This is a genomic window from Mesorhizobium sp. BR1-1-4 (assembly GCF_020165375.1).
In the GTDB taxonomy this organism is placed as follows: domain Bacteria; phylum Pseudomonadota; class Alphaproteobacteria; order Rhizobiales; family Rhizobiaceae; genus Mesorhizobium; species Mesorhizobium australicum.
The window spans coordinates 39,894-62,171 of record NZ_JAIUIB010000009.1 but is presented as its reverse complement, the minus strand read 5'-3'; the positions used below and the strand labels follow the sequence as shown (position 1 = coordinate 62,171).

General features: G+C 61.0%; 26 protein-coding genes. 25 read left to right on the top strand and 1 reads right to left on the bottom strand.

Annotated elements, in window-relative coordinates; all coding sequences use genetic code 11:
• The first annotated feature begins 50 nt into the window (after positions 1–50).
• Positions 51–1,277, top strand: coding sequence for a hypothetical protein (locus tag LB571_RS20140; RefSeq protein WP_224597360.1), 1,227 nt, complete (start codon positions 51–53; stop codon positions 1,275–1,277).
• Here LB571_RS20140 and LB571_RS28875 read toward each other — a convergent pair.
• Entirely contained in the window at positions 1,258–1,851 is a 594-nt protein-coding gene (locus LB571_RS28875) for a CatB-related O-acetyltransferase (protein WP_318012409.1), read from the bottom strand. The two genes, LB571_RS20140 and LB571_RS28875, sit on opposite strands and share 20 nt — an antisense overlap.
• Before the next feature lie 214 nt (positions 1,852–2,065).
• On the opposite strand from LB571_RS28875, the gene LB571_RS20130 reads away from it, so the two are divergent.
• The 24 genes from LB571_RS20130 to LB571_RS20015 all read left to right on the top strand — a co-directional run bounded on the left by LB571_RS20130 (position 2,066) and on the right by LB571_RS20015 (position 22,245).
• The gene (locus LB571_RS20130; protein ID WP_224597357.1) at positions 2,066–2,851 is read left to right on the top strand and encodes an N-acetylmuramidase family protein; all 786 of its coding nucleotides are present in this window, start codon (positions 2,066–2,068) and stop codon (positions 2,849–2,851) included.
• Positions 2,852–2,854: 3 nt separating this feature from the next.
• The gene (locus LB571_RS20125) at positions 2,855–3,061 is read left to right on the top strand and encodes a hypothetical protein (protein ID WP_224597354.1); all 207 of its coding nucleotides are present in this window, start codon (positions 2,855–2,857) and stop codon (positions 3,059–3,061) included.
• On the top strand, positions 3,058–3,294 hold the full coding sequence (locus LB571_RS20120; RefSeq protein ID WP_224597352.1) for a hypothetical protein: 237 nt from the start codon (positions 3,058–3,060) through the stop codon (positions 3,292–3,294). The genes LB571_RS20125 and LB571_RS20120 overlap by 4 nt, the downstream gene beginning before the upstream one ends.
• Complete coding sequence (locus LB571_RS20115) at positions 3,273–3,461, top strand: hypothetical protein (RefSeq protein ID WP_224597350.1); 189 nt, start codon at positions 3,273–3,275, stop codon at positions 3,459–3,461. The genes LB571_RS20120 and LB571_RS20115 overlap by 22 nt, the downstream gene beginning before the upstream one ends.
• Positions 3,461–3,784 carry a hypothetical protein gene (locus LB571_RS20110; protein WP_224597346.1) on the top strand — a complete coding sequence of 108 codons (324 nt, stop codon included), beginning with the start codon at positions 3,461–3,463 and terminating at the stop codon, positions 3,782–3,784. Before LB571_RS20115 ends, LB571_RS20110 begins: the two co-directional genes overlap by 1 nt.
• Positions 3,785–3,999: 215 nt before the next feature.
• Complete coding sequence (locus LB571_RS20105; protein ID WP_224597326.1) at positions 4,000–4,257, top strand: hypothetical protein; 258 nt, start codon at positions 4,000–4,002, stop codon at positions 4,255–4,257.
• 96 nt (positions 4,258–4,353) lie between these two features.
• Positions 4,354–4,629 carry a hypothetical protein gene (locus tag LB571_RS20100; RefSeq protein ID WP_224597323.1) on the top strand — a complete coding sequence of 92 codons (276 nt, stop codon included), beginning with the start codon at positions 4,354–4,356 and terminating at the stop codon, positions 4,627–4,629.
• Positions 4,630–4,756: 127 nt separating this feature from the next.
• Positions 4,757–7,147 carry a hypothetical protein gene (locus LB571_RS20095; RefSeq protein WP_224597321.1) on the top strand — a complete coding sequence of 797 codons (2,391 nt, stop codon included), beginning with the start codon at positions 4,757–4,759 and terminating at the stop codon, positions 7,145–7,147.
• Complete coding sequence (locus LB571_RS20090) at positions 7,131–7,415, top strand: hypothetical protein (RefSeq protein ID WP_224597318.1); 285 nt, start codon at positions 7,131–7,133, stop codon at positions 7,413–7,415. Before LB571_RS20095 ends, LB571_RS20090 begins: the two co-directional genes overlap by 17 nt.
• A complete protein-coding gene (locus LB571_RS20085) occupies positions 7,415–8,146 on the top strand; it encodes a LamG domain-containing protein (RefSeq protein WP_224597315.1) in 732 nt (243 codons plus the stop codon). The genes LB571_RS20090 and LB571_RS20085 overlap by 1 nt, the downstream gene beginning before the upstream one ends.
• A 177-nt stretch (positions 8,147–8,323) precedes the next feature.
• On the top strand, positions 8,324–9,337 hold the full coding sequence (locus tag LB571_RS20080) for a hypothetical protein (protein ID WP_224597313.1): 1,014 nt from the start codon (positions 8,324–8,326) through the stop codon (positions 9,335–9,337).
• Positions 9,337–9,711 carry a hypothetical protein gene (locus LB571_RS20075; protein WP_224597309.1) on the top strand — a complete coding sequence of 125 codons (375 nt, stop codon included), beginning with the start codon at positions 9,337–9,339 and terminating at the stop codon, positions 9,709–9,711. Before LB571_RS20080 ends, LB571_RS20075 begins: the two co-directional genes overlap by 1 nt.
• 130 nt (positions 9,712–9,841) lie before the next feature.
• Positions 9,842–10,075 (top strand): hypothetical protein, encoded by a 234-nt coding sequence (locus tag LB571_RS20070; protein ID WP_224597306.1) that lies wholly within the window; start codon positions 9,842–9,844, stop codon positions 10,073–10,075.
• A 14-nt stretch (positions 10,076–10,089) separates the two neighbouring features.
• A complete protein-coding gene (locus LB571_RS20065) occupies positions 10,090–11,172 on the top strand; it encodes a hypothetical protein (RefSeq protein WP_224597303.1) in 1,083 nt (360 codons plus the stop codon).
• Between the two features lie 5 nt (positions 11,173–11,177).
• On the top strand, positions 11,178–12,161 hold the full coding sequence (locus LB571_RS20060) for a phage major capsid protein (protein WP_224597300.1): 984 nt from the start codon (positions 11,178–11,180) through the stop codon (positions 12,159–12,161).
• Between the two features lie 12 nt (positions 12,162–12,173).
• A complete protein-coding gene (locus LB571_RS20055; protein ID WP_224597297.1) occupies positions 12,174–12,665 on the top strand; it encodes a hypothetical protein in 492 nt (163 codons plus the stop codon).
• Between the two features lie 57 nt (positions 12,666–12,722).
• Positions 12,723–12,977, top strand: a complete 255-nt coding sequence (locus LB571_RS20050; protein WP_224597293.1) for a hypothetical protein — start codon at positions 12,723–12,725, stop codon at positions 12,975–12,977.
• 28 nt (positions 12,978–13,005) lie between these two features.
• Positions 13,006–13,689: a hypothetical protein gene (locus LB571_RS20045; protein ID WP_224597291.1), complete on the top strand. Its 684-nt coding sequence runs from the start codon at positions 13,006–13,008 to the stop codon at positions 13,687–13,689.
• 35 nt (positions 13,690–13,724) lie between these two features.
• Entirely contained in the window at positions 13,725–14,393 is a 669-nt protein-coding gene (locus LB571_RS20040; protein ID WP_224597288.1) for a hypothetical protein, read from the top strand.
• A 113-nt stretch (positions 14,394–14,506) separates the two neighbouring features.
• Positions 14,507–16,240, top strand: coding sequence for a hypothetical protein (locus LB571_RS20035; RefSeq protein WP_224597284.1), 1,734 nt, complete (start codon positions 14,507–14,509; stop codon positions 16,238–16,240).
• Positions 16,233–16,694, top strand: coding sequence for a GNAT family N-acetyltransferase (locus tag LB571_RS20030; RefSeq protein ID WP_224597282.1), 462 nt, complete (start codon positions 16,233–16,235; stop codon positions 16,692–16,694). Before LB571_RS20035 ends, LB571_RS20030 begins: the two co-directional genes overlap by 8 nt.
• A 6-nt stretch (positions 16,695–16,700) precedes the next feature.
• On the top strand, positions 16,701–17,693 hold the full coding sequence (locus tag LB571_RS20025) for a tail fiber domain-containing protein (RefSeq protein WP_224597278.1): 993 nt from the start codon (positions 16,701–16,703) through the stop codon (positions 17,691–17,693).
• Complete coding sequence (locus LB571_RS20020) at positions 17,690–20,131, top strand: phage tail tip lysozyme (RefSeq protein WP_224597273.1); 2,442 nt, start codon at positions 17,690–17,692, stop codon at positions 20,129–20,131. The genes LB571_RS20025 and LB571_RS20020 overlap by 4 nt, the downstream gene beginning before the upstream one ends.
• The gene (locus LB571_RS20015; RefSeq protein WP_224597272.1) at positions 20,131–22,245 is read left to right on the top strand and encodes a hypothetical protein; all 2,115 of its coding nucleotides are present in this window, start codon (positions 20,131–20,133) and stop codon (positions 22,243–22,245) included. The genes LB571_RS20020 and LB571_RS20015 overlap by 1 nt, the downstream gene beginning before the upstream one ends.
• Positions 22,246–22,278 lie beyond the last annotated feature (33 nt).

Genomic DNA, 22,278 nt, shown 5'->3' with positions numbered 1-22,278 from the left:
TTTTCGTCATGGGGCCAGCACGTTAGCGCGCAGTCAAAGCAGGAGCAGCCATGCCGCGCGCTGGTGGAGTATATTCCGCCCCTCCGGGGACGGCAGGAACGCCAAACACCACGATTGAATCGGCGAAATACAACGCGCTGGTGGCGGATCTTGTCACCGACGCGAACGCGGCTCGTCCCGTCACGGCGGGCGGCATGGGGGCTACTACCGCAGTCGGCGGCAGCGATAATCTGAACGCAGCCGGCGCCAACATGGCTTCAGCGGCGACGGTCAACCTGGCCAATGCCACGGGCGGCGCGCTTACCATCACCGGAACCGTGACCATCACCAGCTTTGGCGTCGTTGGGGCTGGCGCTGAGCGCGTCCTGACCTTCGCTGCCATTCTGACGCTCACCTACAACGCAACCAGCATGATACTGCCGGGGGCGGCCAACATCATCACGGCGGCTGGCGACGTCGCCACGATGCGGTCCCTCGGCGGCGGGAACTGGCAGTGCATCAGCTATCAGCGGGCGACGACAGCGCCCTTCAACAACGTGCTCACCCAGCCCGCCTTGACGCTTGAGCAGAGCGCCGCGCCCGTGCCGACTGCGGAGGGCCGTATCCAGTGGGATACCGACGACAACGTGATTGTCGTTGGCGATGGCGCTGCGACACAGATATTCGTGCCCTTGCCCGCAAGCACGGTCGCTGGTGATCTTCTTTACCTGTCCGCCTCGAAAGTGCTGACGCGGCTTGCCAAGGGCACAGCCGCGCAAGTCCTGAACATGAATCCTGGCGCTACGGCGCCGGCGTGGGCGGATAGGGTCACGCTCGGCACCCCTGTATCGGCCTCAGGAGTAGCGGTGGATTTCACCGGCATCCCCGCCACAGCAAAGTGCATAACGGTGTCGCTCTCGGGGATATCCACCAACGGAACATCCCCAGTCATGTTGCAGATGGGAACCGCCGGCGGGGTGGAAAACACTGGGTATAACGGCTCTGTCGGCGCCATCGGGGGTACGGCCACAAGCTTGGTCTTATCGGACGGGCTGCGGTTCTCACCCACCGCGACGGCGGCGGCTGATTCCGTGCATGGTGTCGCTGTATTCAATCTTATCGAGGCCGCAAGCAACACTTGGTCCATGTCTTGGGTCGGCAGTGTTTCCAACTCGAATTTTGCGTCAACGGCCGGGGGGTCGAAGGTTCTCGCTGGCACGCTGGACCGCATCCGCCTCACGACCCAAGGCGGGGTCAACGCTTTCGATGCCGGCAAAATTAACATCTCGTACTGCTAGAAGCCTGGTTCGCTGCAATGAAAGCATCGATCGGCCCGAATAATCTCGGCCGCTCAGCCTCAAGCCTGTCGTCGCTCCAATCCCACCAGCGGATCGCGAGCAAGCTGGCGATCTGGTCATCGGTAAACCTATACCGGAGCAGCCTGGCTGGGTTTCCCGCCACGATGGCATAAGGCGGCACGTCCTTCGTTACAATCGAGCCGGCACCGACGATTGCCCCGTCCCCAATCTTGATCCCCGGCATGATGACCGCGCGCAGTCCGATCCACACATCGTTGCCAATTACGGTGGGCCCCTCGACCGACAGGTCACCGAAAGGTGCATCCTTTGTCATGGCAAACTCGAATGGGAAAGTCGATACCAGGTGCGTGGGGTGCTTGGCCCGGCCAAGAAACATGACTTCGGGCGCGATTGAGCAAAACGCCCCTATTCTTATCGGTGAGGTCGCATCGCAGCAAAAGATACTGCTGGGGTGAACGCCATATGTCCAGCGCCCAACCGATAGATGCTCGGGAAGTTTAATCGGCGGCCGCCTAAGACCCAGTTTGATTTTAAGTTTTCTTGCAAAGCCCATTGAACACCCCGGTAGTCGACTGCAGCTATGAGTAACCCCCTATCGCCGCTAAATTCAACGGGTGTCATCTTCGCACCTGTGTAAAGCACCATCCGCCTTGACCAAATCAGGCCCTTGAGGGGTTCTGAAATCAAGCGGCTATAGTTTTCGCGCTCTCCTGATGCACCTTTGGCCACGCCGCGATGAAAGGGTGTCAGCAGTGGACAGAACGTTTGTGGGCGCAGCGAAGCGCTTGGATGATATTGACCTTCCGAAGCTCGGGGCTTGCATCGGCGTAGGCGAGGATGAGATCCACGCGTTCGTCGATGTTGAGACGCGCGGCCACGGCTTCGATGCGCAGGGCCGGCCGATCATCCTTTTCGAGCCTCACGTGTTTCATCGCAACCTGACTGGCGATGCTTTGGCGCAAGCCGTCGCGCAAGGACTTGCATATCCGGAATGGGGCGAGAAGCCATATCCTAAAGACAGCTATCCGCGCCTGATTGCCGCCTGTGCGATCGACGAAACCGCCGCACTCAAATCGGCGTCGTGGGGCCTTGGCCAGGTGCTTGGCGAGAATTTCGAGGCGGCCGGCTTCCTCACGCCGCAGGCCATGGTTGAAGGGATGATGGCGGATGAGGAAATCCAGCTTGCGGCGGCTATCAACTTCATCCAGCACAACCATCTCGACGCCGCGCTTAGATCCCACAATTGGGCGGCTTTCGCGCTGGGATACAACGGTAAGAGCTACGCCAAGAACGAATACGACGTGAGGCTGGCGGATGCCTTCCGCAAGTGGTCCAGGATCAAGGACACGCCCTGGGTGCCCGGCAAAGCCCTGCCAGCACCGATTGTGGTCAAGGACCCGGCCTCGGATCAGAGCATCACAATCCAGCTCCCCGCGCCAGCGAGTCAGTCGGCAACGCGACCGGTTCCCACGCCGCCCCACCATAGCGGCCTGATCGCGATCATCCTCATGCTGCTGGCCGCGGCGGCGACCTTCTTCCACCTGGGGCATTGACCGATGGACAACGTGACCGTTCCGCAGCCAACACAGAACCCGACGAATAAACTGACCGCAGCCATGGCGGCAGCGGCGGCAATCTCGATTTCCGGCTTGGTGCTGAAGAACCTCGCCCCCGGCTGGTATGATCCCGAAACCATGATGAACGTCACGCCTCTCATCATTCTGGTGTTCGGCTACCTCATTAAGGATAGGCCGAACCAATGATGGCGCTTCTGCTCTCCAATCCGTTCATCCTTGCTCTCGGAGCAGGGATTGTCGCGGCGGGTGGCGCGTGGGTTCATGGCCGCGTGTCGGGCGCGAAAGCCAATGAGGCCAAGCACGACGCCGAACGCCTTCAGGCGCGAACGGAAGCCGACAAGATCGACCAGGCAGTTGCCGGTATGACAGATGCCGAGGTGCTGAAAGGACAGGCCAAATGGTCCCGCCCAAAGTCGTGATCCTGATTGCCATGGTGATGCTTACGGCGTGCCAGACTCCCGGCGGGACGTTCTGCGATGTCGAGCGGCCGAACCGTGATCCGGTTTCGGACATGACGCCGGCAGAGGCTCGCACCGCGCTCGCGCACAATCTCAAGGGCGCCAAGCTTTGCAGGTGGAAGCCGTGATGCACGATTTGCTCGACCTGCTTGGCATCAAGGCCCCTGTGCTCGTTGCCGGCCTCTCTGGCGGCATTCTGCGGGCATTGTCGCGGCACCGATACAAGATCCGCGAAATGGTCGCCTCGCCAGTCTGTGGCGCGCTGGCGGCGGCCTATCTCACCCTTCCTGTCGTCGCTTACTTCCGGTCGACCGGGTTGCCGGTCCCGACCACTGACGATGACACCACGACGCTCGCGGCGGCCTTTCTCATTGGTGTTTCTGCCATGTGGATTTCTGACATCGTGTTTGAGATGGTCGTGCGAAAATTTAAGCCGTTGGCTGAAGACTGAGAGCGTCGCTGAAAAACCATAGGGACGTGAGCATTCACGAAGGAAGGCCGAGGCGCTGGGCCTTGGCATGAAACTCGTTCGGAAGATGCCGCGAACGGCATTGGACCTAGGCATCGTTGACCACTTACCTTATATGGCCGTCATATGCATGAGATATGAACCTTTGAGCGACTAGACTGTTTGACACTGATGGAATTTGATAAGAGCATCGCCATATGACGCTATTTGCGATCCTGTTCGAGCCCGACAACGAGCCGATGGCGGCTTACGTGCGCGAGACGTTCCCCGCCGGATTTTCACCCTCCCCCGGCCAGTATCTTATTCAGGAAGACGGGGTGACATCCGTTCAGTTGGCGGAGCGGGTAGGCCAGAAGGGCGAGCGCGGGAAGTTTGTAATATTTGCCGTCGACAACTATTGGGGATGGCATAGTAAGACTCTATGGGAATGGCTAAAGGCAAACGCGAAGAGTTAGTCTTTGAGAAACGACCGAACTGGATCTTCCCCGCCTCCCGAAGCGCCCGCCGGCCCGCCGCCGCGTGACCAGCAGCGGTCATCCGATATCGCTTTGGTGGAAATCGCCAAGCTTCAAGGCGACGCCACCAATCTCAGAAGAGATATTGACGAGGCTCGCAAAGACGTCCGCGAAATGCGGGATAGAGTAATTGCTCTGGAAGTTAAGGTCGACCATCTGCCGGGCAAAGGGTTCATCGTGGCTGTCGTTACCTCAAGCCTTGTCATTGCGGGTGGGTTTCTTGCGATTATTCCTCGTCTCCAGGCAGTACTGGCGCCGCCGATTGTTCAGAGCGCTCCCGCTCCGGCAGCCCCTCCTGCTACACCACCTTAAAGGCGGCGCTGCCAGTAGCCGGTGAAATCAACCAAGGCGGTACCCCCGCCGGGCCAGCCGTTGCAGTGACTTTTTCACCCTCTCAAACGGCTTATGTTTTCGCTAGGCTGACCGGCATCTTGCCGACATGGCCAAGGCAGACAAGCGCAGTCCCGACGAGCAGAAGCAGGGCAAGGCCCTTCGCGATGAGGGGGCCAAGTGGCTCAACCGCGTTGACGCGGCCGGCAAGCTTGAAAAGCAGTGGCTCGATGACGCCGACATAGCAGTGAAGGCATTCACGGGCGAAACGTCGACCCGAGACTATTCCTCGTCGACGGCGCTCGGCACCACCTACGATTTCAACATTCTTTACGCCAACGTCGAAACCATCGTCCCGGCTGTCATCAACAGCCCGCCCGCGCCAGACGTTCGCCGCCGATTTTCGGATGATGATCCAGCCGGCAAGGACGTGGCGCAGATCCTTGAACGCGCCATCAAAGTCCAGGTCGACGATGGAAAGCTTCAGGTCGAGCTTGAGGGGCAGGCGCAAGATGCTTTCCTGGCAGGCCGTGGCATCGTCCGCCTACGCTTCAAGAGCGATTTTGTGAAGGATGCGACCGACGGCCTTGAAGCAAAGGCAGAGGTTGGATCAGCCGGACAAAGCGCTGAAGTTGCCACAGATAAGGCCGATGCAGGCGCTGGCTACGATGCTGAGAACGAGACCGCAGATCCAGTCGCACCTGGCCAAGAACGCCTTGCAAACGAGCGCATCGAGTTCGAGGCAGTAAGCTGGCGCGACTATCGGCACGGCCCGGCCAAGCGCTGGGCAGATCGCCCGTGGGAGGCCTTCCGCTTCATCCTGTCGCGAGAGAACGAGGATACGGCTTTCGATTCCGCCATGATCGGCATGCAGACGACTGATCAGGAAAAGAAGGCTCGCGGCGAATCCGATAGCGATCTGGTCGGCTGGGAAATCTGGTGCAAGGCCAGTCGCAAGGTCTATTTCATCGACGATACCGGCGTGATGCTGAAGACGGTCGATGACCCGCTAGGCCTTACAAACTTCTTTCCGATCGCCACGCCTGTTCAACCGATCGAACTGACCGGCCGCCTGATGCCGGTCAACCCGTTCTCGGTCTATTCGAAGCTCGCCGACGAACTGGACCTGACGACCAAGCGTATCAAGATCATCACCAACCACATGAAGGTCAAAGGCTGGTATTCGGGAGATGCCGGCGACATTGCCAACATGCTGGCGGCCGATGATACGGAATTTGTTCCGATCGGCAATGCCGAGATTTGGGCGGCCAACGGCGGCCTGTCTGGGGCCGTCGCGTTCTGGCCGGTGGAAAAGTTCATTCTGGTGCTGCGCGAGCTGTACACGGCACGCGACCAGACCAAGCAGGCCATTTACGAAATCACCGGGATTTCCGACATCGTGCGCGGCGCATCTCAGGCGAGCGAAACGCTTGGTGCGCAGCAGATCAAAACGCAGTGGGGCAGTCTGCGCATACAGAAGATGCAGCGCATGATGGAGCGCGGTGCGCGTGACCTGTTCGTGATGATGTCGGAAATCATCCCGGCGAAATTCTCTCATGAAACGCTCCAGCAGATGACCGGCATCCAGTTGATCCCTACACAGCAGGATCTGACACCGGTCCAGCCGCCACCGCCGCCACCACAGGGCGCACAGGTGCCGCCCGAGATGATGCAGCAGTATCAGCAGGCCGCTCAGGCGGCCCAGGAGGCGGAAAAGGCTCGGCAGGCCAAGGTTGCCCAGATGCAGGCCGTCCAGGCGCTGCTCGGGCAGAAGCTGTCGACCATGTACCGCATCGATGTCGAGAGCGATTCGACGGTCAAAGCTGACCTTTCCAGGCAGAAGGCCGAAGCTGCGGAATTCCTTCAGGGCGCTGGCGCGTATTGGGCGGCGGTCGGTCCCATGGTCCAGAGCGGCGAGCTACCGAAAGAGGTGGCGGTCGAAATCTTCGCCGCGAATTCCCGCCTGTTCAATCTCGGCAAGTCCGTTGAGGACGTTCTGGATAAGATGATCACCGATGCCAAGGCGAAGGCCCAAAACCCTCCGGCACCACAGCCTAACGCCCAACAACAAGCCGCTGAAGCGAAAGCGAAGGCGGGAGAGGCGGACGCGGCGGCAAAAGCAAACGACGCGAAGATCAAGGCCGCCCAAGCTGAGCAGGATATGCAGAACAAGCGCGAGCTGCACGGCATGACGATGCAGGAAAAGCAGCTTGATTTGCAGATGAAGCGCCAGCAGGCGCGCACCGATCAGAACCAGGCCTTGCTGGCAAATGGGATTGTCCCGCCTCCTGACCCTGAAATCATCGACGGTCCATCCCTCCTCAAGGAAATGGCCGCGCAGCGTGACCAGTTCGGCCAGTTGCTCGCCGCTCTCATCCAGGAGCTTGCGAAGCCAAAGCAGATCGTCAGGGACGCGCAAGGGCGCGCCGTCACCGCAGTCCCGATCCAGACCGCCCCAACGCAGAACCCAGGAGTTCAAGCCAATGGCTACAACCAGTGAAATCGAAGTTGGCATGGCTGCAATTTCGCAGCGTCTGAGCGATCAACGCCAGGTGATGCTGAAGGTCAAGGCGAGCGCGGGCACGGCCTCAACTGCTTTAGCGGCGATCCCGAACGACTTCGCCGACGTGATTGCAACCGTCACTGCCTTCGGCACCAGTAATGCATACGAAGCGGCGGTTAAGGCACAGCTTGCCAAGATGACGACTGAATTCACCGCGCTGAAGGGCAAGGCCGATGCCGTCGCCGCAGTGGATCTCAACAGCTAATGTTTGACGGACAGTTCTATCCCGGCGAGCCGTTCCAATTCATGGACGGACTGCTGTACCCCATCATTGGGGGGATCAACGAAGCCGATCTGAATTTCGCCAGCGTTGTGGTCCTGCTTCACGGCGATGGCGCGAATGGGTCGACCACCATAACGGACAGTTCTCCGTCGCCCAAAACTTTCACGGCGAATGGAACCGCCCAGATCAGCACGGCGCAGTCGCTATTTTCGAGCGGTGGGTCTATCCGTCTCACGAATGGCACAACGGACTATATCTCTGCCGCAGCCAACGCCGCTTTTGCCCTGCCGGGTGATTTCACTATCGAGTTTGCCGTCCGTTTCAACACGGCGCCCGCCACAGATCGAAACATCTTCCACACCAACATCAACAGCGGGTGGGCCATTTATCAGACCACGACGGCTGGCAGCTGGCAGTTTGCTAAGGCGGGGGTCTCGTCCGAACTGGCCTTTTCGTGGTCACCCACAACCGCAGTTTGGTATCGCCTGGCATGCTCCCGCACGTCCAACGTGTTGAAAATCTTCATTGACGGCAGCCAGGTTGCGAGCGGCGCATCATCGACCAGCTTTCTGCAAAGCGGCCTTTGGTTTGGCAGAGACCTTGCCTTGTCCCGCTATATCGACTGCTGGGTTGAAGAAATTCGCATCACCAAGGGGGTCGGCCGTTATTCCGCCAATTACACCCCGCGCACGTACCCGTTCCCGGATGCCTAAGCCATGAGAATTCCAAGCGGCAAGAGTGACCAGAACATCTATTTCGTCGCTGTCGATTCGGCCGACCTGAAGACCCGCAAGACGGGCCTGACATCCTTCACGGTATATCGCAGCCGCAACGGCGGTACGGCCACGATCTACACCACGCCGACCGTTGCCGAGCTGTCGGCCGCCAACATGCCCGGCGTCTATTCGCTGCTGATCGACGAGGACACGACCATCGCGTCGACATCCGATGCGGAAGAGTACACGGTGCACATTACCCAGGCCAGCATGGCCCCGGTCACGCGCGTCATCGAGCTTTTCCGGCGCGACACCACGAGCGGCACCACTGCGCTGGTCGACGCGAACGGCCGGGTGGACGTAGCAAAGATTGCCGGCACTGCGCAGACAGCACGCGACATTGGCGCAAGCGTGCTGTTGTCGTCCGGAACCGGTACAGGCCAGATCAGCCTCACAGCGGGCATTGCAGCGGTGAACACCACCCAGATCGCCGGAGCGGCTGTCAGCGCCACCACGGCGCAACTGGGCGTCAATGTGGTGAATGCTGGCGGCACAGCGTGGAATTCAGGTGCGATCACCGCCAACACCTTTGCGGCCGGCGCGATCACAGCAGCGAAATTCGCAGCCAACGCGCTCGATGCGGTTTGGTCGACCACAACGCGCCTTTTGACCGCTGGAACGAACATCGTGCTGGCTAAGGGAACCGGCGTGACAGGCTTCAACGATCTGGACGCGCCCGGCGTGCGAACCGCCGTTGGCTTGGCTTCGGCCAATCTAGACACCCAGCTTTCCGGCATCAGCTCGAAAACGGCCAATCTGCCGCCTGACCCTGCCGACGCATCAGACATCGCGGCGGCTTTCAGCACGGTCAACACCGACGTTGGCACCGTGAATACGACAGTCAACGCGATCAAGGCCAAGACCGACAACTTGCCGGCCACGCCATCGGGAACCGGCGACATTCCGAGCGCTGCCACTGTTGCGACTGCCGTGCACGATGCAGTGGTTGATGGCGCCTTGACTTTCCGGCAGTCGACTAGGCTGCAGAATTCCGCGATGCTTGGCAAGGCAAGCGGAATGACGACCGCGACGGCTGTCTTCCGCGATGTTTCGGATACCAAGAACCGAATTATTGCTTCAGTCGATGCTGACGGCAACCGCCTGGGCGTGACGCTGGACGCAAGCTGATGTTTGCCGATCGGTATTTCGGAAAACGGTACTTCCCGAACCGGTACTTCCCCACGGTGGCGGAATCGCCGGTCATCGCGCATCCTGTCGGCGGTGATGGCGGGCACTATCGACGGCCCATCAAGTACGTTCGCGACGGGAAAGTTGTCGACCTAAACGAGCCGCCGCCGTTTGAGTTGGAAACCGTTCCGGCCGCGCTTGAACTGACCCCTGAAATCGTCGCGGCGCTGATGGCTCGGCTCTCCGCTCCGGCGTCAAATCTGCCCGGGATGGTTGACGGTCTCGACGCGCGCATGGGTCGCATCCTGATGGAACGCGAACTTATGGCCATGGCGGACGACGACGACGCTATTTTGCTGCTGTTGGCCTCTTGAAATCCAAACGGCTTATCTTTTCGCATCGATAGGCCGCACCCTGATCCTGCCCACAAAGCAGGGATTGCATCTCTTGGCCCGTTACGTCTTTCGCGATGGCATTTTTGTAGACCGGAAAACCGGCGTTCCGATGGAAAAGCCGTTCGCCGGACAGATCGTCATGCCCAACGTGATGTCGGACATTCCGGGTTACCGTTCGCCGATCGACGGCGCGCTGATCGGGTCGCGCTCGCAGCGCCGCGACGATCTGAAGAAGCACAATTGCGTCGAGTACGAGCCGAGCCTTTCCCCAACCAAGGGCAAGTTCAAAAACCCTGCCTTCTGTCAGAAGCGGGGCCTTCAGGTGTCAGAGGAATTTCGATGAACGCACTCGCTACCGTGACCGAAGCCGCTCCTACCTCGGATGTCGTCGTTGACAACACTGTGACGGAAGACGCCGCCCTGGGCGCTGTCTGGGACAAGATGGAGCGTGATCACGGCGCGGAACGCGAGGATGGCAAGTTCGTCAGCCCCAACCCGGAGAAGCGCGCCGACGTGGCTGCAACGGCATCGCCGAAGGGCGGTGAAGGCGGGGAACCGGCTGGCGATGGTCTGACGCCTAGCGCCGGTACGGTTCCCCTGCCTGACAACTGGAAGGGCCTTCAGGGCGCCGATGTCGTCAAGGGCGCTTGGGAGAAGACGCCGGCCGAGATCCGCGCTTTCGTTGCGGCTCGCGAGCAGGATCTGCAAAGCAGGCTTTCCGACCATGGCCGCCAGATTTCGGCTGCGAAGCCGGTGCAGGAGGCCATCGACAAATTCGCCCATTACTTCGACCCGGTGAAAGGCCGCAAGACGGCGGACGGCTCTGTTGTCACCCCGGCTCGGGCCATCGAATTCCTTTTTCAGGCACAGGCCAATCTGGACGCTGCGCCGGTCGAATCCCTCCTGGCCCTGGCCGACAGCTATGGCGTGCGCGACAAGCTCGCCGCCGCCTTCGGTCAGACCGTCCAGCAGGGCGAAAGCGAATTGCGGCGGGAAATCGCCGGGCTTAAGCAGATGCTCGCATCTGCGCATAACCCCGCAACGATCGACGACCGCATAAACCAGAAGCTTCAGGAGCGGACCGACCAGCAGTCGGCCGCCGAAGAGTTGACCCGCTTGTCCGCTGACAAGCCGCTCTACTCGGAGATTCCAGAAGTCGACATGGTTGAAGCAATCCACAAGGCGCGAAGGAAGCTTGGAGATGCCGCCTCGAAAGAGGCCGTTTTCACCATGGCTTACGACATGGCCGTGAACGCTGACCCCGATCTGAGGGCCAAAGCAGCCGCTGCGAAACCAGCCGCTACCAATGGCGCCGCCAAGATCGAAAGCGCTCGTCGAGCCGCCGCCGTCAACATCCCATCAACCGCATCCGGGCGGGGCCGCGCTCTCACTGAAGATGAAGAGCTGGCCGCCGTCTACGACCGCAATCAGAAAGGATAAACCCGATGGCTGGTCCGTCGACTGTCTTTACTGAAATGGTGTCCACCACCCTTCGCAATAGCGCGAATGAGGTGGCCGACAACGTTTCGAAGAACAACGCCTTCCTCAACCGACTGAAGAAGAAGAACAAGATCCGCAACCTCGATGGCGGCACCGAAATCCAGGTGCAGCTCGAATACGCGGAGAACAACACCTATCAGCGCTATGCCGGTCTCGACACGCTGAACACCAATGGCTCGGATGTCGTCACGTCCGCGAAATTCGACTGGGCGCAGGTCGCGCTGCATGTCGTGTCGAGCGGCAAGGAACTTCGCCAGAACAGCGGCAAGTTCGCGATGATCAACCTCGTAAAGACCAAGAAGGGCAACGCCCTGAAGACTGCGGCCAACAACTTTTCCGTCGACCTCTATTCGGATGGTTCGCTGTCCAACCAGATCGGCGGCCTGGCGAACATCCTCCAGACCAACGGTCAGGGGACGGTCGGCGGCATCGATTCCGCAACGTGGACGTTCTGGCGCAACAAGTTCCTGGAGGCCACCGGCACTAACCTTGCCGCATCGCCGTCCGCAGCAAACGCCGCGTCGTTCAAGGCTGACATGAACAAGCTCTGGCTCGGCCTCACGCGTGGCGCCGACAAGCCCGACCTGATCACCTTCAGCCACGACTTCTATTCGCTCTACGAACTCGGCGAACAGCAGTTGCAGCGGTACATGGATGCCGACATGGCCCAGTCGGGCTTCATCGGCCTCAAGTACAAGACCGCCGACGTGATTTTCGACGACAACACGAATTTCACGACCACGGCCGAGAAGGGCTACTTCATCAACTCGGATTACGTCTACGTCGACCAGCACAAGGAAGCTCAGTGGACGCAGGACGACGAGAAGAAGCCCGTCAACCAGGACGCTGTTGTCATCCCGTTCTACTGGATGGGCAACCTCGTCACCTCGAACCGGTCGCTTCAGGGCGTCCTGTTCGATGCGGCATAAGGAGCAAGGAACATGACTTCTTTTGTTGGTGTTGATGTCACCAAGACGTTCACGGCGGCGCAGCTCGTCGGCACGGAATCCGGCAAGGCTCCCAAGCTCGGCGATCTGTACGAATCGTACGACGGCAAGACCTACCGCTTCGTGAAGTACAACCAGGGTGCCGGCGCCATCGCCGCCGTTGCTGGAAATGTCGTGGGGTTCTATGCCCCCGGCGGTACTTCGACCGGCGTCTACAACGAAGTGACCTCGGACGTTTCGGACACGGCGGCCAACGGTGCCGGCGTGCTCGCGGGCACGCCCGGCAACGGTGAATATGGCTGGATCCAGGTGAAGGGCCCGGCCACGCTCAACACGGCTCTGGTGTCCGGCGCGTCCGGCAACGCCTTGGTCCTGTCGGTGACTACCGATGGCACCCTGAAGGTTGCCGCCGCCGTCACCGATACGGTTTGCGCCTACTGCATCCTCGCTTCGGCGAAGATAGTCATGTGCGCGTTCCCGTGCTGATCGACTAAGCGGGGCTCCGGCCCCGCTTTCCTCTTTTCTGTGTAAAGGAGCGCCGTCATGGCCGAAGACACCATGGAGATCGAGACTGACCCGGCAATCTTGCCCGACCCTATGAAGGCCGAGCCCGGCGCGCCGATGACCCTTAATCCAGTCCTCACCGATGCCGATGGATTTCGCCGTTTCCGCAAGCTCTGGAACGGCGGGGAACACCGCGCCGCTGCGGAATTAGCGGCCTCTGGCCAGTTCACCGACGTGGAATACGGCGCGCTGCTCGGCGAGTTTCCCGGGCTCATCGAACTCATCAACAGCTAATGCGCGCTGCGGCGCAGGAGAACGACCAATGTCCGAAAACACAGCCCCGATGATCCGCGTGATGGGTTTCAAGACCAGCTACGAAAAGCTGCCGGTGGTGGGCGATCCGGTGACGGAAAAGTGCGACCTGAAGGGTTACAAGCTCGACGCCAGCGGACGCCGCCTCCTGGAGCTTCAAGCGGAAGACTGGGTGACCTATTCCCCGTCTCATTCGCCGATGAACACCAAGACGACCGAGCGCGTTCGCCTGATGCAGCCCGACCCGACCAAGATGGGCGAAGACCAGGATGGCGAGAAGCTTCGGTTCATGACCGCCCGCTGGATGCAGATCCAGCCGGCTTATGACGCCTTCAAGGCGGGCCGGGATATCCCGATCAACGGCATGGCGCTCGCCGCATGGCCCGGCGTGTCGGTCGAGCAGGCGGAAGTCCTGCGGCAGTCCGGCATTCGAACGGTTGAGGAAGTGCGCGACCTGACCGAGGGCCAGATGGACAAGGTGCGCCTCCCGAACATGCGCGAGATGCGCAAGCAAGCAAAACTGTTCCTCGAAAATTCCGATGCGGCGAAGTCGGCCGAACGGGAGGCTCAGAAGGACGCCATCATTGAACAGATGGCTGAGCAGAACGCCACGCTGGTCGAGCGCATGGCGGCCATGGAGGCGCTACTTGAAGAGCGCACCCAGCCCAAGGCCAGGGCGAAGGACGCTGCCTGATGTCCATTCTCGACGTGGTGAAGGGCGCAGCGACAGTGCTCGGCATGGATGTGCCGACACTCGTCTATGGCAACACCACGCGAGAAATGGTTGAGATGCAGGAACTTGCCAACGTCATGGCGTCTGAAATCGTGGACGCTTACGACTGGCAAAAACTGCTGATCCCGAAGACCATCACCGGCGACGGGATCAGCGCGGATTTTGACCTTCCCGACGATTACGAACGCATGCAGCAAACATCGTCGCTGTGGTCGTCCCGCTGGCATTGGGAAACCAGCCATCTCACCAGCCCGAACGACTGGATTGAGCTTCAGGTGACGCCTGTTGCGTCGGTCAACGGATACTGGATCATCTTTGCCGACCAGTTCCACCAGTCGCCTGTCATGGCGGTGGCCGAGACGGTGAAATTCTTCTACGTCTCCAACCAGATTATCGCGGCCAGCAATGGCTCGTTGAAGCCGGCGTTCACGGAAGATGCCGACACGTTCAGGCTTTCCGAACGGCTGCTGAAGATGGCGATCATCTACCGGTGGAAGCAGAACAAGGGCCTTGCCTACCAGCAGGCCCAAGACGACTTTGAAACTCTGAAACTGAGCCTGATCGACAAGGATGCCGGTTCGAAGCCGGTTGTCTCCGGAATCCCTCCGCTTAGCTGGCGCGGGCGTAAGTCCGCCTGGCCGGGCACGGTTACAGGTGCAGCGTGAGGGCAGAGCGGTTCCCGGGGCGCCGTAAGGCTGTTCCTGTCCAGGCTGCGGCACGGTCGCAGCCTTACACGTTCGGCGCGCCCGTAGCCGGGTGGGTGACAAACCAGAGTCTTGTGAAATCGAAACCGTTTTCGGCCCAGACGCTTGAGAACTTCTTCCCGACGTCGACCGGGATCAGCTTGCGCGGCGGATCGATCCAGCGGGCAAAAACCGGCACAGTTCCGGTTGAAAGCTTCATCACCTACAATGCCGGCGGCACCAAGAAGATTTGGGCCTGCGACGCCACGACCGTTCGCGACGTTACGGCTCCGGCAGATCCGAACACGCCCCCATCTGCCTCGGTTTCGGGACAGACCAGCGGTTACTATTCTTATGTGAATTTCACCACGTCGGGCGGCTCGTTCGTGGTCGCGGTGAACGGCACCGACTTCCTGCAACTCTACAGCACCACGTTCGACTGGTCGGCCGTCAATGGCCTGGCAACCTATCGGCTCAATTTCGATACCCAGACCGTCAACTATGTCTCAGGTCAGACCATCACAGGCGGCACCAGCGGGGCAACCGCGACAGTGGTCAAGTCGATCGATGCCGGTGCAACAGGCTCGCTTTACATCCAGAGCATCACCGGCACGTTTCAGGACAATGAGACCATCACCGGGTCGATTGCCGGATCTGCGAAGGCGGACATCCCGACCGGTATCGTTCAGATTTCGGCGGCCATCACGGGCGTTGCCACCTCGGCCCTGTCGCACGTTTGGCTCTATCGCAATCGGCTGTTCTTCATCGAGGGTGGCACGATGCGCGCTCGCTATCTCGGCGTCGACAGTGTGACGGGCGCTCTCGGATCGCTCAACCTGTCCGGTATCTTCCAGCGCGGCGGATCGCTGCTGTTCGGTGCCACCTGGTCGCTCGATGCGGGTGACGGCATTGACGACAAATGCGTGTTCATCACCACCGAAGGCGAGGCCGCTATCTTCGAAGGGTCAAACCCGGCTGGTGCAACAGCGGCCGAATGGAACCTGGTCGGTCGCTACGACCTAACCGACCCCATGGGCAAGCGCGCGACGATGCGAGCCGGCGGCGACCTTATCGTTGCGACGAAGGAAGGGCTCGTTCCGATTTCGGCGGCTATCAACAAGGATGCCGCCGCTCTGTCACTGGCCGCAGTGTCACGCAACATCGAGCCGGACTGGAAAAGAGAAGCAGCGCGCCGATTGTCTCTGCCGTGGGAGATCATCAAGTGGCCAGACATGAACTATGCCATCGTGTCGCTGCCCATCAGTGCGGACGGCCAAGACGCGTGGGCGTTTGTGGTCAATCTTGAAACGGGAGCTTGGTGCAAGTTCGTCGGCTGGGCCACGCGCTGCATCGAACTACACGACAGTCGCCTGTTCTTCGGCACCAACGAGGGGTTGGTTTTCGAGGCTGATATTGGCGGCAACGACGCCGGTTTGCCGATCTATTACACATATGTCGGAAATCCCGATCACATGAAGTCGCTTGGCGGCCTGAAGACGGTTCACCAGGCCCGCCCGACGTTTCTCAGCGCTACGCCCTACAACCCGAAGATTTCTTTCTCGGTCAACTACTCGGTCAGCCTTCCGACCGCACCGGCCGCCGCAGATGGCGGTTCCGCTGACCTTTGGGATTCCGGTCTGTGGGATGTTGCGAAGTGGGACCAGGCGCAGCCGGTGGCCTCGGTCGGCGGCGGTCAGTGGATATCGATAGGCAAGAGCGGCTATGTCATGCAGCCGCAACTGCAGATCACCGGGTTTCTCAACCAACGGCCCATTACCGAATTCGTCCAGCTCGACGTGACCATTGAAAATGGAGGCGTCGTTGTCTGAATATTCGATTGCGATTGAGCCGTTCAAGGAAGCGTGGCCGGAGCTCGAACCGCTCTGCCGGGAGCACTACGGCGAGATGCAGCGCCGCATGGCTTCGGAAGGCATGAAGATCGGCGACTTCAACCCCCGCGTGAACGTCTACGGCGGCGCGTCGCATCTCCTGTGCTTCGTTGTCCGGATCGACGGCGAGGCGGTCGGCTACGCCTTCATCTGGATCACGCAGGACATGCACAATAGCGAATTGATCGGCTCGGAAGACACGATTTACATGCGCCCCGACCATCGCAACGGCATCGGCCGCCGTTTCACCAAACATATCTTGGCCGAACTGAAAGCGCGCGGGTGTCAGCGAGCGCACGTCACCATCGCCACGGACCTACGCGTCGCCAAAATGTGCGAGCGCGTGGGCTTCAGGCGGTCGGCTATCGCTATGACCTACTTCCTTCAGGAGTAACTGAAAATGTGCGCACCTTCCGCCCCGGAGCCGCCAGATCCCAAAGAAACGTCCGCCGCGTCGACCTCGACGAACGTGGGGACGGCTATCGCCAACGCGAACCTTGGGAACGTCAACCAGATCACACCTGACGGCTCGCTGACCTATAGCCAGAGCGGCACCTACAAGTGGAACGACCCCTATACGGGCAAGTCCTACGACATCCCGACCTACACGGCCACGCAAAGCCTGTCGGACGCCGGTAAGGCCATTCAGGGACAGACCGACGAGGCCAAGCTGAACCTGAGTAAGCTGGCAAATACCCAGTCGGCTTTCCTGAACGATTTCCTGGCCAAGCCGGTCGACCTGTCGAACGATGCAACCGAAAGCCGGTTGATGGATCTCGGCATGAAGCGCCTACAGCCCGCGCTGGACCAGCGCCGCGCCGCAAATGAGGCCGACCTGATCAACCGAGGCATCCGCCCGGGATCGGACAACTACGCACAAGCGCAGAACATTCAGGATCAAGGCGAAAACGACGCCTACAATCAGTTGCTGCTGAGCGGTCGCGGCCAGGCCGTGCAGGAAGCCCTGGCTCAAAATTCGGCGCCGATCAACAACCTGACCGCGCTGCTCTCTGGCTCTCAGGTCAGCCAGCCGAATTTCGTCAATGCGAACATGCCAACGATACCGACCACAGACACGGCCGGGCTGATCAACACCAACTACAACCAGAAGCTCCAGGCATGGCAGCAGGACCAAGCCAATTCGAGCGGCGTGCTGGGCGGTCTGTTCGGCCTCGGTGCGAACATCATCAAATATTCTGACCGTCGCCTGAAGCGCAACGTCCGCAGGGTCGGCGAGTACGCCAACGGCCTTGCGAAATACGCTTTCGAATATCTGTGGGGCGGTGGCGAGCAGACCGGCGTCATGGCCGATGAGGTGCGCCGGTTCAGGCCGAACGCTGTCTTCAAGGTCGATGGGTTTGATGCGGTCGATTATGGGAAGGCACTCGCATGACGGTCCAGCCATCTTTCATCTTCGGTGGCGACACGGGCGTGAAGACGCCCGAGGAACTGGCACGCCTCCGCGCCATCGCGGATGCGCTCTCGCGCCCGGCTGCGCCTCGCAATGTCGGCGAAGGCTTGAAAGCGATTGGCGAGGCCCTTGGCTATCGCATGGCCAACAGCAGAGCCAACAAAGCGGAAACGGACTGGCGCAAGGGCGGCGACAGCGTGTTTTCCGCTCTGTTTGGCAGCGGTGCCGATCCGTCGACCACCGCACCGGCTTCCACTGCCAGCAGCGCGCCCAGCGGTTCGACGCCAGCCCTCGGCGGCTCTGCAGGGTCGGCGCCTAATTTGTCGGGCAACGACATTTATTCCGGCTTCATGGACACGGTGAAAAGCAAGATCACCAACCCGAACGCCCTGGCGGCAGTGGCGGCGACCGGCAACGCGGAAAGCCAATTCTCTCCCGGCAATGTCTTCCGGTCATGGTCCGATCCAAGCCAGAGTGGCCAGGCAGGGCAGGCCGGCGGCATCATGTCCTGGCGTGCCGAGCGCTTGGCCAACATGAAGAAGTTCGCAGCGGACAACGGCGGCGATCCGAACCGCCCGAGCCCGCAGCTTCAGGCACAGTATTTCCTACAGGAAGATCCCGGCCTGATCGATCGGCTGAATTCTGCCAAGACGCCGGCAGAGGCGCAGCAGATGATGAACAACGCCTGGAAATTCGCCGGCTACGATCGACCGGGTGGCGAGGCTGGCCGTCGCATTGCGCTTGCGAACTCGTTTGCGTCTCAGTTCGGCAACAGCGATCAGCCATCGCCAGCCCCGGTGACAGTCGCCAGCGTCGATCCGTCGGCGGGCGTGGCGCAAGCTCTCAACGCCAAACCCGCACCGGCTCGGCCTGCCGCGCCCGGAAACGCTGTCGCCACTGCACTGGCCCACAAGGCGGGCCTTCCGAAGACTGCTGCGCCCGGGACGGTGATGCGTGGTCCAGATGAGAAAACCTACCAGTACGCTGAAACGACCGGCATGACCGGCGCGACGGGTGCGTCTGGCTGGATCCCCGTCAATGAGGCGGCGCTCAATGCTGGTCCGCAAGCGCAGTCGCCTCGCATGGCAGAGCCTGCTCCGGTTGGTACCCCGGCGTCTGCCATTTCCCAGGCAGCGCCGGCCGCGTCCACGGCTCAGCAGCAGCCCGTTCGCGTCGCTGGCGGCCCGACGCTTCAGCAGCTCATGCAGGCCGCCCAAGACCCGCGCCTGTCCGCAGAGCAGCGCGGCGTGGTCGGCATCATGTTGAAACAGAAAATGGCGGAAAACGACCCGGCCACCCAACTGGAGATGGAGAAGAACCGTCTCGATATGGAAAAGACCCGCATCGAGACGGAGCGCCTGCAAAATCCGCAGATGACGCCGGCAGAAAAAGCGCGGCTCGATTTCGATGAGCGCAAACTCAAGGCCGATCAAAGCAAGCTGATCGAGGTGGGCGGCTCCCTTGTCGATCCAGATACGCACCAGGCCGTTTACACCGGCCAGCAGACCGATTGGGAAAAGCTCGACGACGGCACGCTCTACAACAAGCGCACCGGCCAAACCAAGGCCGTGACGGCTGGCGGTTCCAATGCTGGTCAGTTCAGGTTCAAGGGCAATTCTGTCGAGGCGCAATCGCTGAACGGCCTGATGGACAGCAACGCGATCAGCGAAGAGCAGGCCCAGCAGCTTGGTGCCGGCAAGACCATTTCCGGACCGAATGGGGAATTGATGTTCCTGACCCCGCAGGGCGTGTTTGGGCAGCCTGCCCAGGGCGGCGCACCTCAGCCAGTCTCGCCGCCGGCCTCCGCCGCGCCCACGCCCGCCCAGCAGCCCCCGGGAGCGCCTGCACAGTTAAGTCCTACGCTCGCAGCCCCCCAGGCAGCCCCGGCAGCACCTATCGCTCCATTGAGCCCGCGTGCCGACAATGCGTCGCCGACTCCGGGCATCATGCCGCTGACCGGGCCGAAGACGAAACCGCAGAACGAGCAGCAGCAGCGCGACGCAAAACTTTACGCCGTCGTCGCGCCGGAGCTGCAAATCGTCGAGGACAATTTCAAGGCGCTTTCCAACACCTCGGATCAGGCGCTTTCGGCTATCCCGCACGGTTCGGATTTTGGCGCCGACTATCTGAAATCGTCCGATTACCAGCGCGCATCAAATTCGCTGAAGACCATCATTGCGTCGTACCTCTACAGCGTGTCCGGCGCGACCGCTGCGCCTGCCGAAGTCGAGAACCAGGCATCTATCCTCACGCCAAAGCCTGGTGAGGCTCAAGCGTCGGTCGACGACAAGCTGGCTCGTGTCCGCGCGATGGTTGATGCCATCAAAAGCAGCCGTGGCGGTGGCGATGCGCCAGCCGCCGTTACTGGCACCGGAACGGGAACGACCAGCAACGGACTGAAATGGAGCCTTGAACCCTGATGGCCACGCTCAACATCCAAGGCCGGAAGGTCAAGGTCGACGATGCGTTTCTGTCGATGTCGCCAGACCAGCAGAACGCGGCGGTTGAAGAGATTGCCAAGTCCCTGCCGACGCCAGCGACTGGCGAAGAAGGCGATGCCGCCGCGCGCGCTCAGGCGGGCATTGCACGGGCTCAGGCAGTCGTTGCAAGCGGTGGACCGAAGCCGGAAGGCGGCCACAAGGTGCCAGACTATCAGCCCCCAGGGTTTGATATGGGCGCTGGTGGCACGTTTCTGACAACGACAGGCGAGGGCGTGCCGATCGCCGGACCGTACATCGACAAAGGCTTGACCGCAGCGGCGGCCGGCATCGGGTCCGCGTTGACCGGCGAGCCTTATTCCAAGGTCAGCACAGACATGCAGCAGATGAACGAGACCAGTCGGGCAGCGCATCCGATCGCCCGAACGGCAGGCAACGTAACTGGCGCCGTGGCAGGCACCTTGCCAGCCATGCTTGCTGCGCCGGAAGCTTTTGGCATTGGAGCCGCGTCGATTCCCGCACAGGCGCTTGTGAGCGCTGGCAGCGGCGGCTTGATCAATGCCGCCGACTCCGCAGTGCGATCCGGTGGTGACCCGCGCGAAACCTTCAAAGGCGGATTACTCGGCCTAGGCGCGGGTCTAGCCGCCCCGGTTGTCGGCCCTTTGGTGGGCAAGGGCGTGAAGGCCGTCGCCGATAGCCTCAATCTTGGAAGTGTGGCGCGCGCTCTCGGCCTTGACAAGCGGGCGCTCTCTGTCGTCGCCGATGCGGCTCGGCAGGATACAATTGACCCGGCTGCGCTGGGTAGGCTGGGCGATAACGGGATGCTGATGGATCTCGGACCGAATATGCGCCACACAGCCGGCGCCATCGCGGCTACTCCAGGCGAGGGAAAGCAGATCGTGCGCAGCGCGATCGATGCAAGGGACACGGTCGCAAACCAGCGCATTCGGAACGCCCTTGACCAAGAACTCGGGACCGCCCCGGTTCCGTCTCACATCACAGGCGGCATCGAGGCCAATCAGCGGGCACTGTCACCAGAGTATCGGGAAGCCCTGCATAACGCGGGCCCAGTCGATACCTTGCCGATTGCTCGCTACCTGGACCAAGACATTCAGTCCCTGCGCGGCGAGCCGCAGCGGGTGTTGCAGCGGGTCCGCTCCATGCTGGACCATCAGCCAACGCCGGCAGAAATCGCGCAGGCACGCGCGCTAGGCCAGCCACCGCCTGGCACGACGCTGGTCACCGATGCCGGCGAGCTGCTGAACACCCGGCACGCCATCGACGATATGCTGGAAACGACACAAGGAACGAACACCATCAACTCACTGTCGACCGCTCGGCAAGCGATAGATGACGAACTGCGCGCTTCTGTTCCCGGCATCAAGGAAGTCGACGCCAAATATTCCGAGTTGGCACGGCAAAGGCAAGCCGTGCAGCGCGGTCAAACCGTCCTCGCCAGCGGACGTGATGCTCCCCGTCCACAAGAGCTTGCCCAAGAATTTCAGAAGGGCGCTCTGCCACAGGGAATGCAGATCGGTCCCTCGGCTGTTCCGCTTCGGCTTCGCGAAGGGGCACGCGCCGAGATTGAGCGAATCGTCGGGACAAAGGCGAACGACCGCGTTGCGCTTCAACAGATCATTAAGGGCGAGGGCGATTGGAACCGCGACCGGCTCACTACGCTCTGGGGCAAGGACAAGGCTGACCGCGTCATTGATCTGCTCGACCGCGAACGGCAATTTGCCGATACGTCGAGCATCGTCACGCGAAACTCTGAAAGCGCAGCACGCATTGCTGCTCAGGATGCCGTAACGGGCGAGTCAGGACGAGGCTTCGGCGCGCCAGAAGCGTTTATGGCCGGCGGTGTCCGTGGCGCCGCACGAGCGGCCGGCTACCGCAGTGCGGAAAAGGTCATCAACGCCTTGCGCAGCGGCGGAAACGAGAAGGCGATTTCTCAGATGGCGACCGCGCTAACCAGCGGTCAGCAAAGCCCCGTACTCAACGCGCTGATGAAGGTCAACCTCGGATCTCCGCTACAACAGTCACAGGTCGATCGTGTCGCGCGAGCGCTTTTGCTTTCTTCGGCCGAACGTCACTGAACCTTCCATCCAGAAGGCGACGGCGAAAACGCT

Bases quoted from the DNA above. Each gene is read 5' to 3' on its own strand.
- LB571_RS20070 (WP_224597306.1), top strand. From the start codon at position 9,842: ATGGAAAAGCCGTTCGCCGGACAGATCGTCATGCCCAACGTGATGTCG.
- LB571_RS20075 (WP_224597309.1), top strand. From the start codon at position 9,337: ATGTTTGCCGATCGGTATTTCGGAAAACGGTACTTCCCGAACCGGTAC.
- LB571_RS20055 (WP_224597297.1), top strand. From the start codon at position 12,174: ATGACTTCTTTTGTTGGTGTTGATGTCACCAAGACGTTCACGGCGGCG.
- LB571_RS20115 (WP_224597350.1), top strand. From the start codon at position 3,273: ATGGTCCCGCCCAAAGTCGTGATCCTGATTGCCATGGTGATGCTTACG.
- LB571_RS20015 (WP_224597272.1), top strand. From the start codon at position 20,131: ATGGCCACGCTCAACATCCAAGGCCGGAAGGTCAAGGTCGACGATGCG.
- LB571_RS20095 (WP_224597321.1), top strand. From the start codon at position 4,757: ATGGCCAAGGCAGACAAGCGCAGTCCCGACGAGCAGAAGCAGGGCAAG.
- LB571_RS20110 (WP_224597346.1), top strand. From the start codon at position 3,461: ATGCACGATTTGCTCGACCTGCTTGGCATCAAGGCCCCTGTGCTCGTT.
- LB571_RS20080 (WP_224597313.1), top strand. From the start codon at position 8,324: ATGCCCGGCGTCTATTCGCTGCTGATCGACGAGGACACGACCATCGCG.
- LB571_RS20025 (WP_224597278.1), top strand. From the start codon at position 16,701: ATGTGCGCACCTTCCGCCCCGGAGCCGCCAGATCCCAAAGAAACGTCC.
- LB571_RS20045 (WP_224597291.1), top strand. From the start codon at position 13,006: ATGTCCGAAAACACAGCCCCGATGATCCGCGTGATGGGTTTCAAGACC.
- LB571_RS28875 (WP_318012409.1), bottom strand. From the start codon at position 1,851: ATGGGCTTTGCAAGAAAACTTAAAATCAAACTGGGTCTTAGGCGGCCG.
- LB571_RS20050 (WP_224597293.1), top strand. From the start codon at position 12,723: ATGGCCGAAGACACCATGGAGATCGAGACTGACCCGGCAATCTTGCCC.
- LB571_RS20060 (WP_224597300.1), top strand. From the start codon at position 11,178: ATGGCTGGTCCGTCGACTGTCTTTACTGAAATGGTGTCCACCACCCTT.
- LB571_RS20120 (WP_224597352.1), top strand. From the start codon at position 3,058: ATGATGGCGCTTCTGCTCTCCAATCCGTTCATCCTTGCTCTCGGAGCA.
- LB571_RS20020 (WP_224597273.1), top strand. From the start codon at position 17,690: ATGACGGTCCAGCCATCTTTCATCTTCGGTGGCGACACGGGCGTGAAG.
- LB571_RS20125 (WP_224597354.1), top strand. From the start codon at position 2,855: ATGGACAACGTGACCGTTCCGCAGCCAACACAGAACCCGACGAATAAA.
- LB571_RS20085 (WP_224597315.1), top strand. From the start codon at position 7,415: ATGTTTGACGGACAGTTCTATCCCGGCGAGCCGTTCCAATTCATGGAC.
- LB571_RS20140 (WP_224597360.1), top strand. From the start codon at position 51: ATGCCGCGCGCTGGTGGAGTATATTCCGCCCCTCCGGGGACGGCAGGA.
- LB571_RS20105 (WP_224597326.1), top strand. From the start codon at position 4,000: ATGACGCTATTTGCGATCCTGTTCGAGCCCGACAACGAGCCGATGGCG.
- LB571_RS20090 (WP_224597318.1), top strand. From the start codon at position 7,131: ATGGCTACAACCAGTGAAATCGAAGTTGGCATGGCTGCAATTTCGCAG.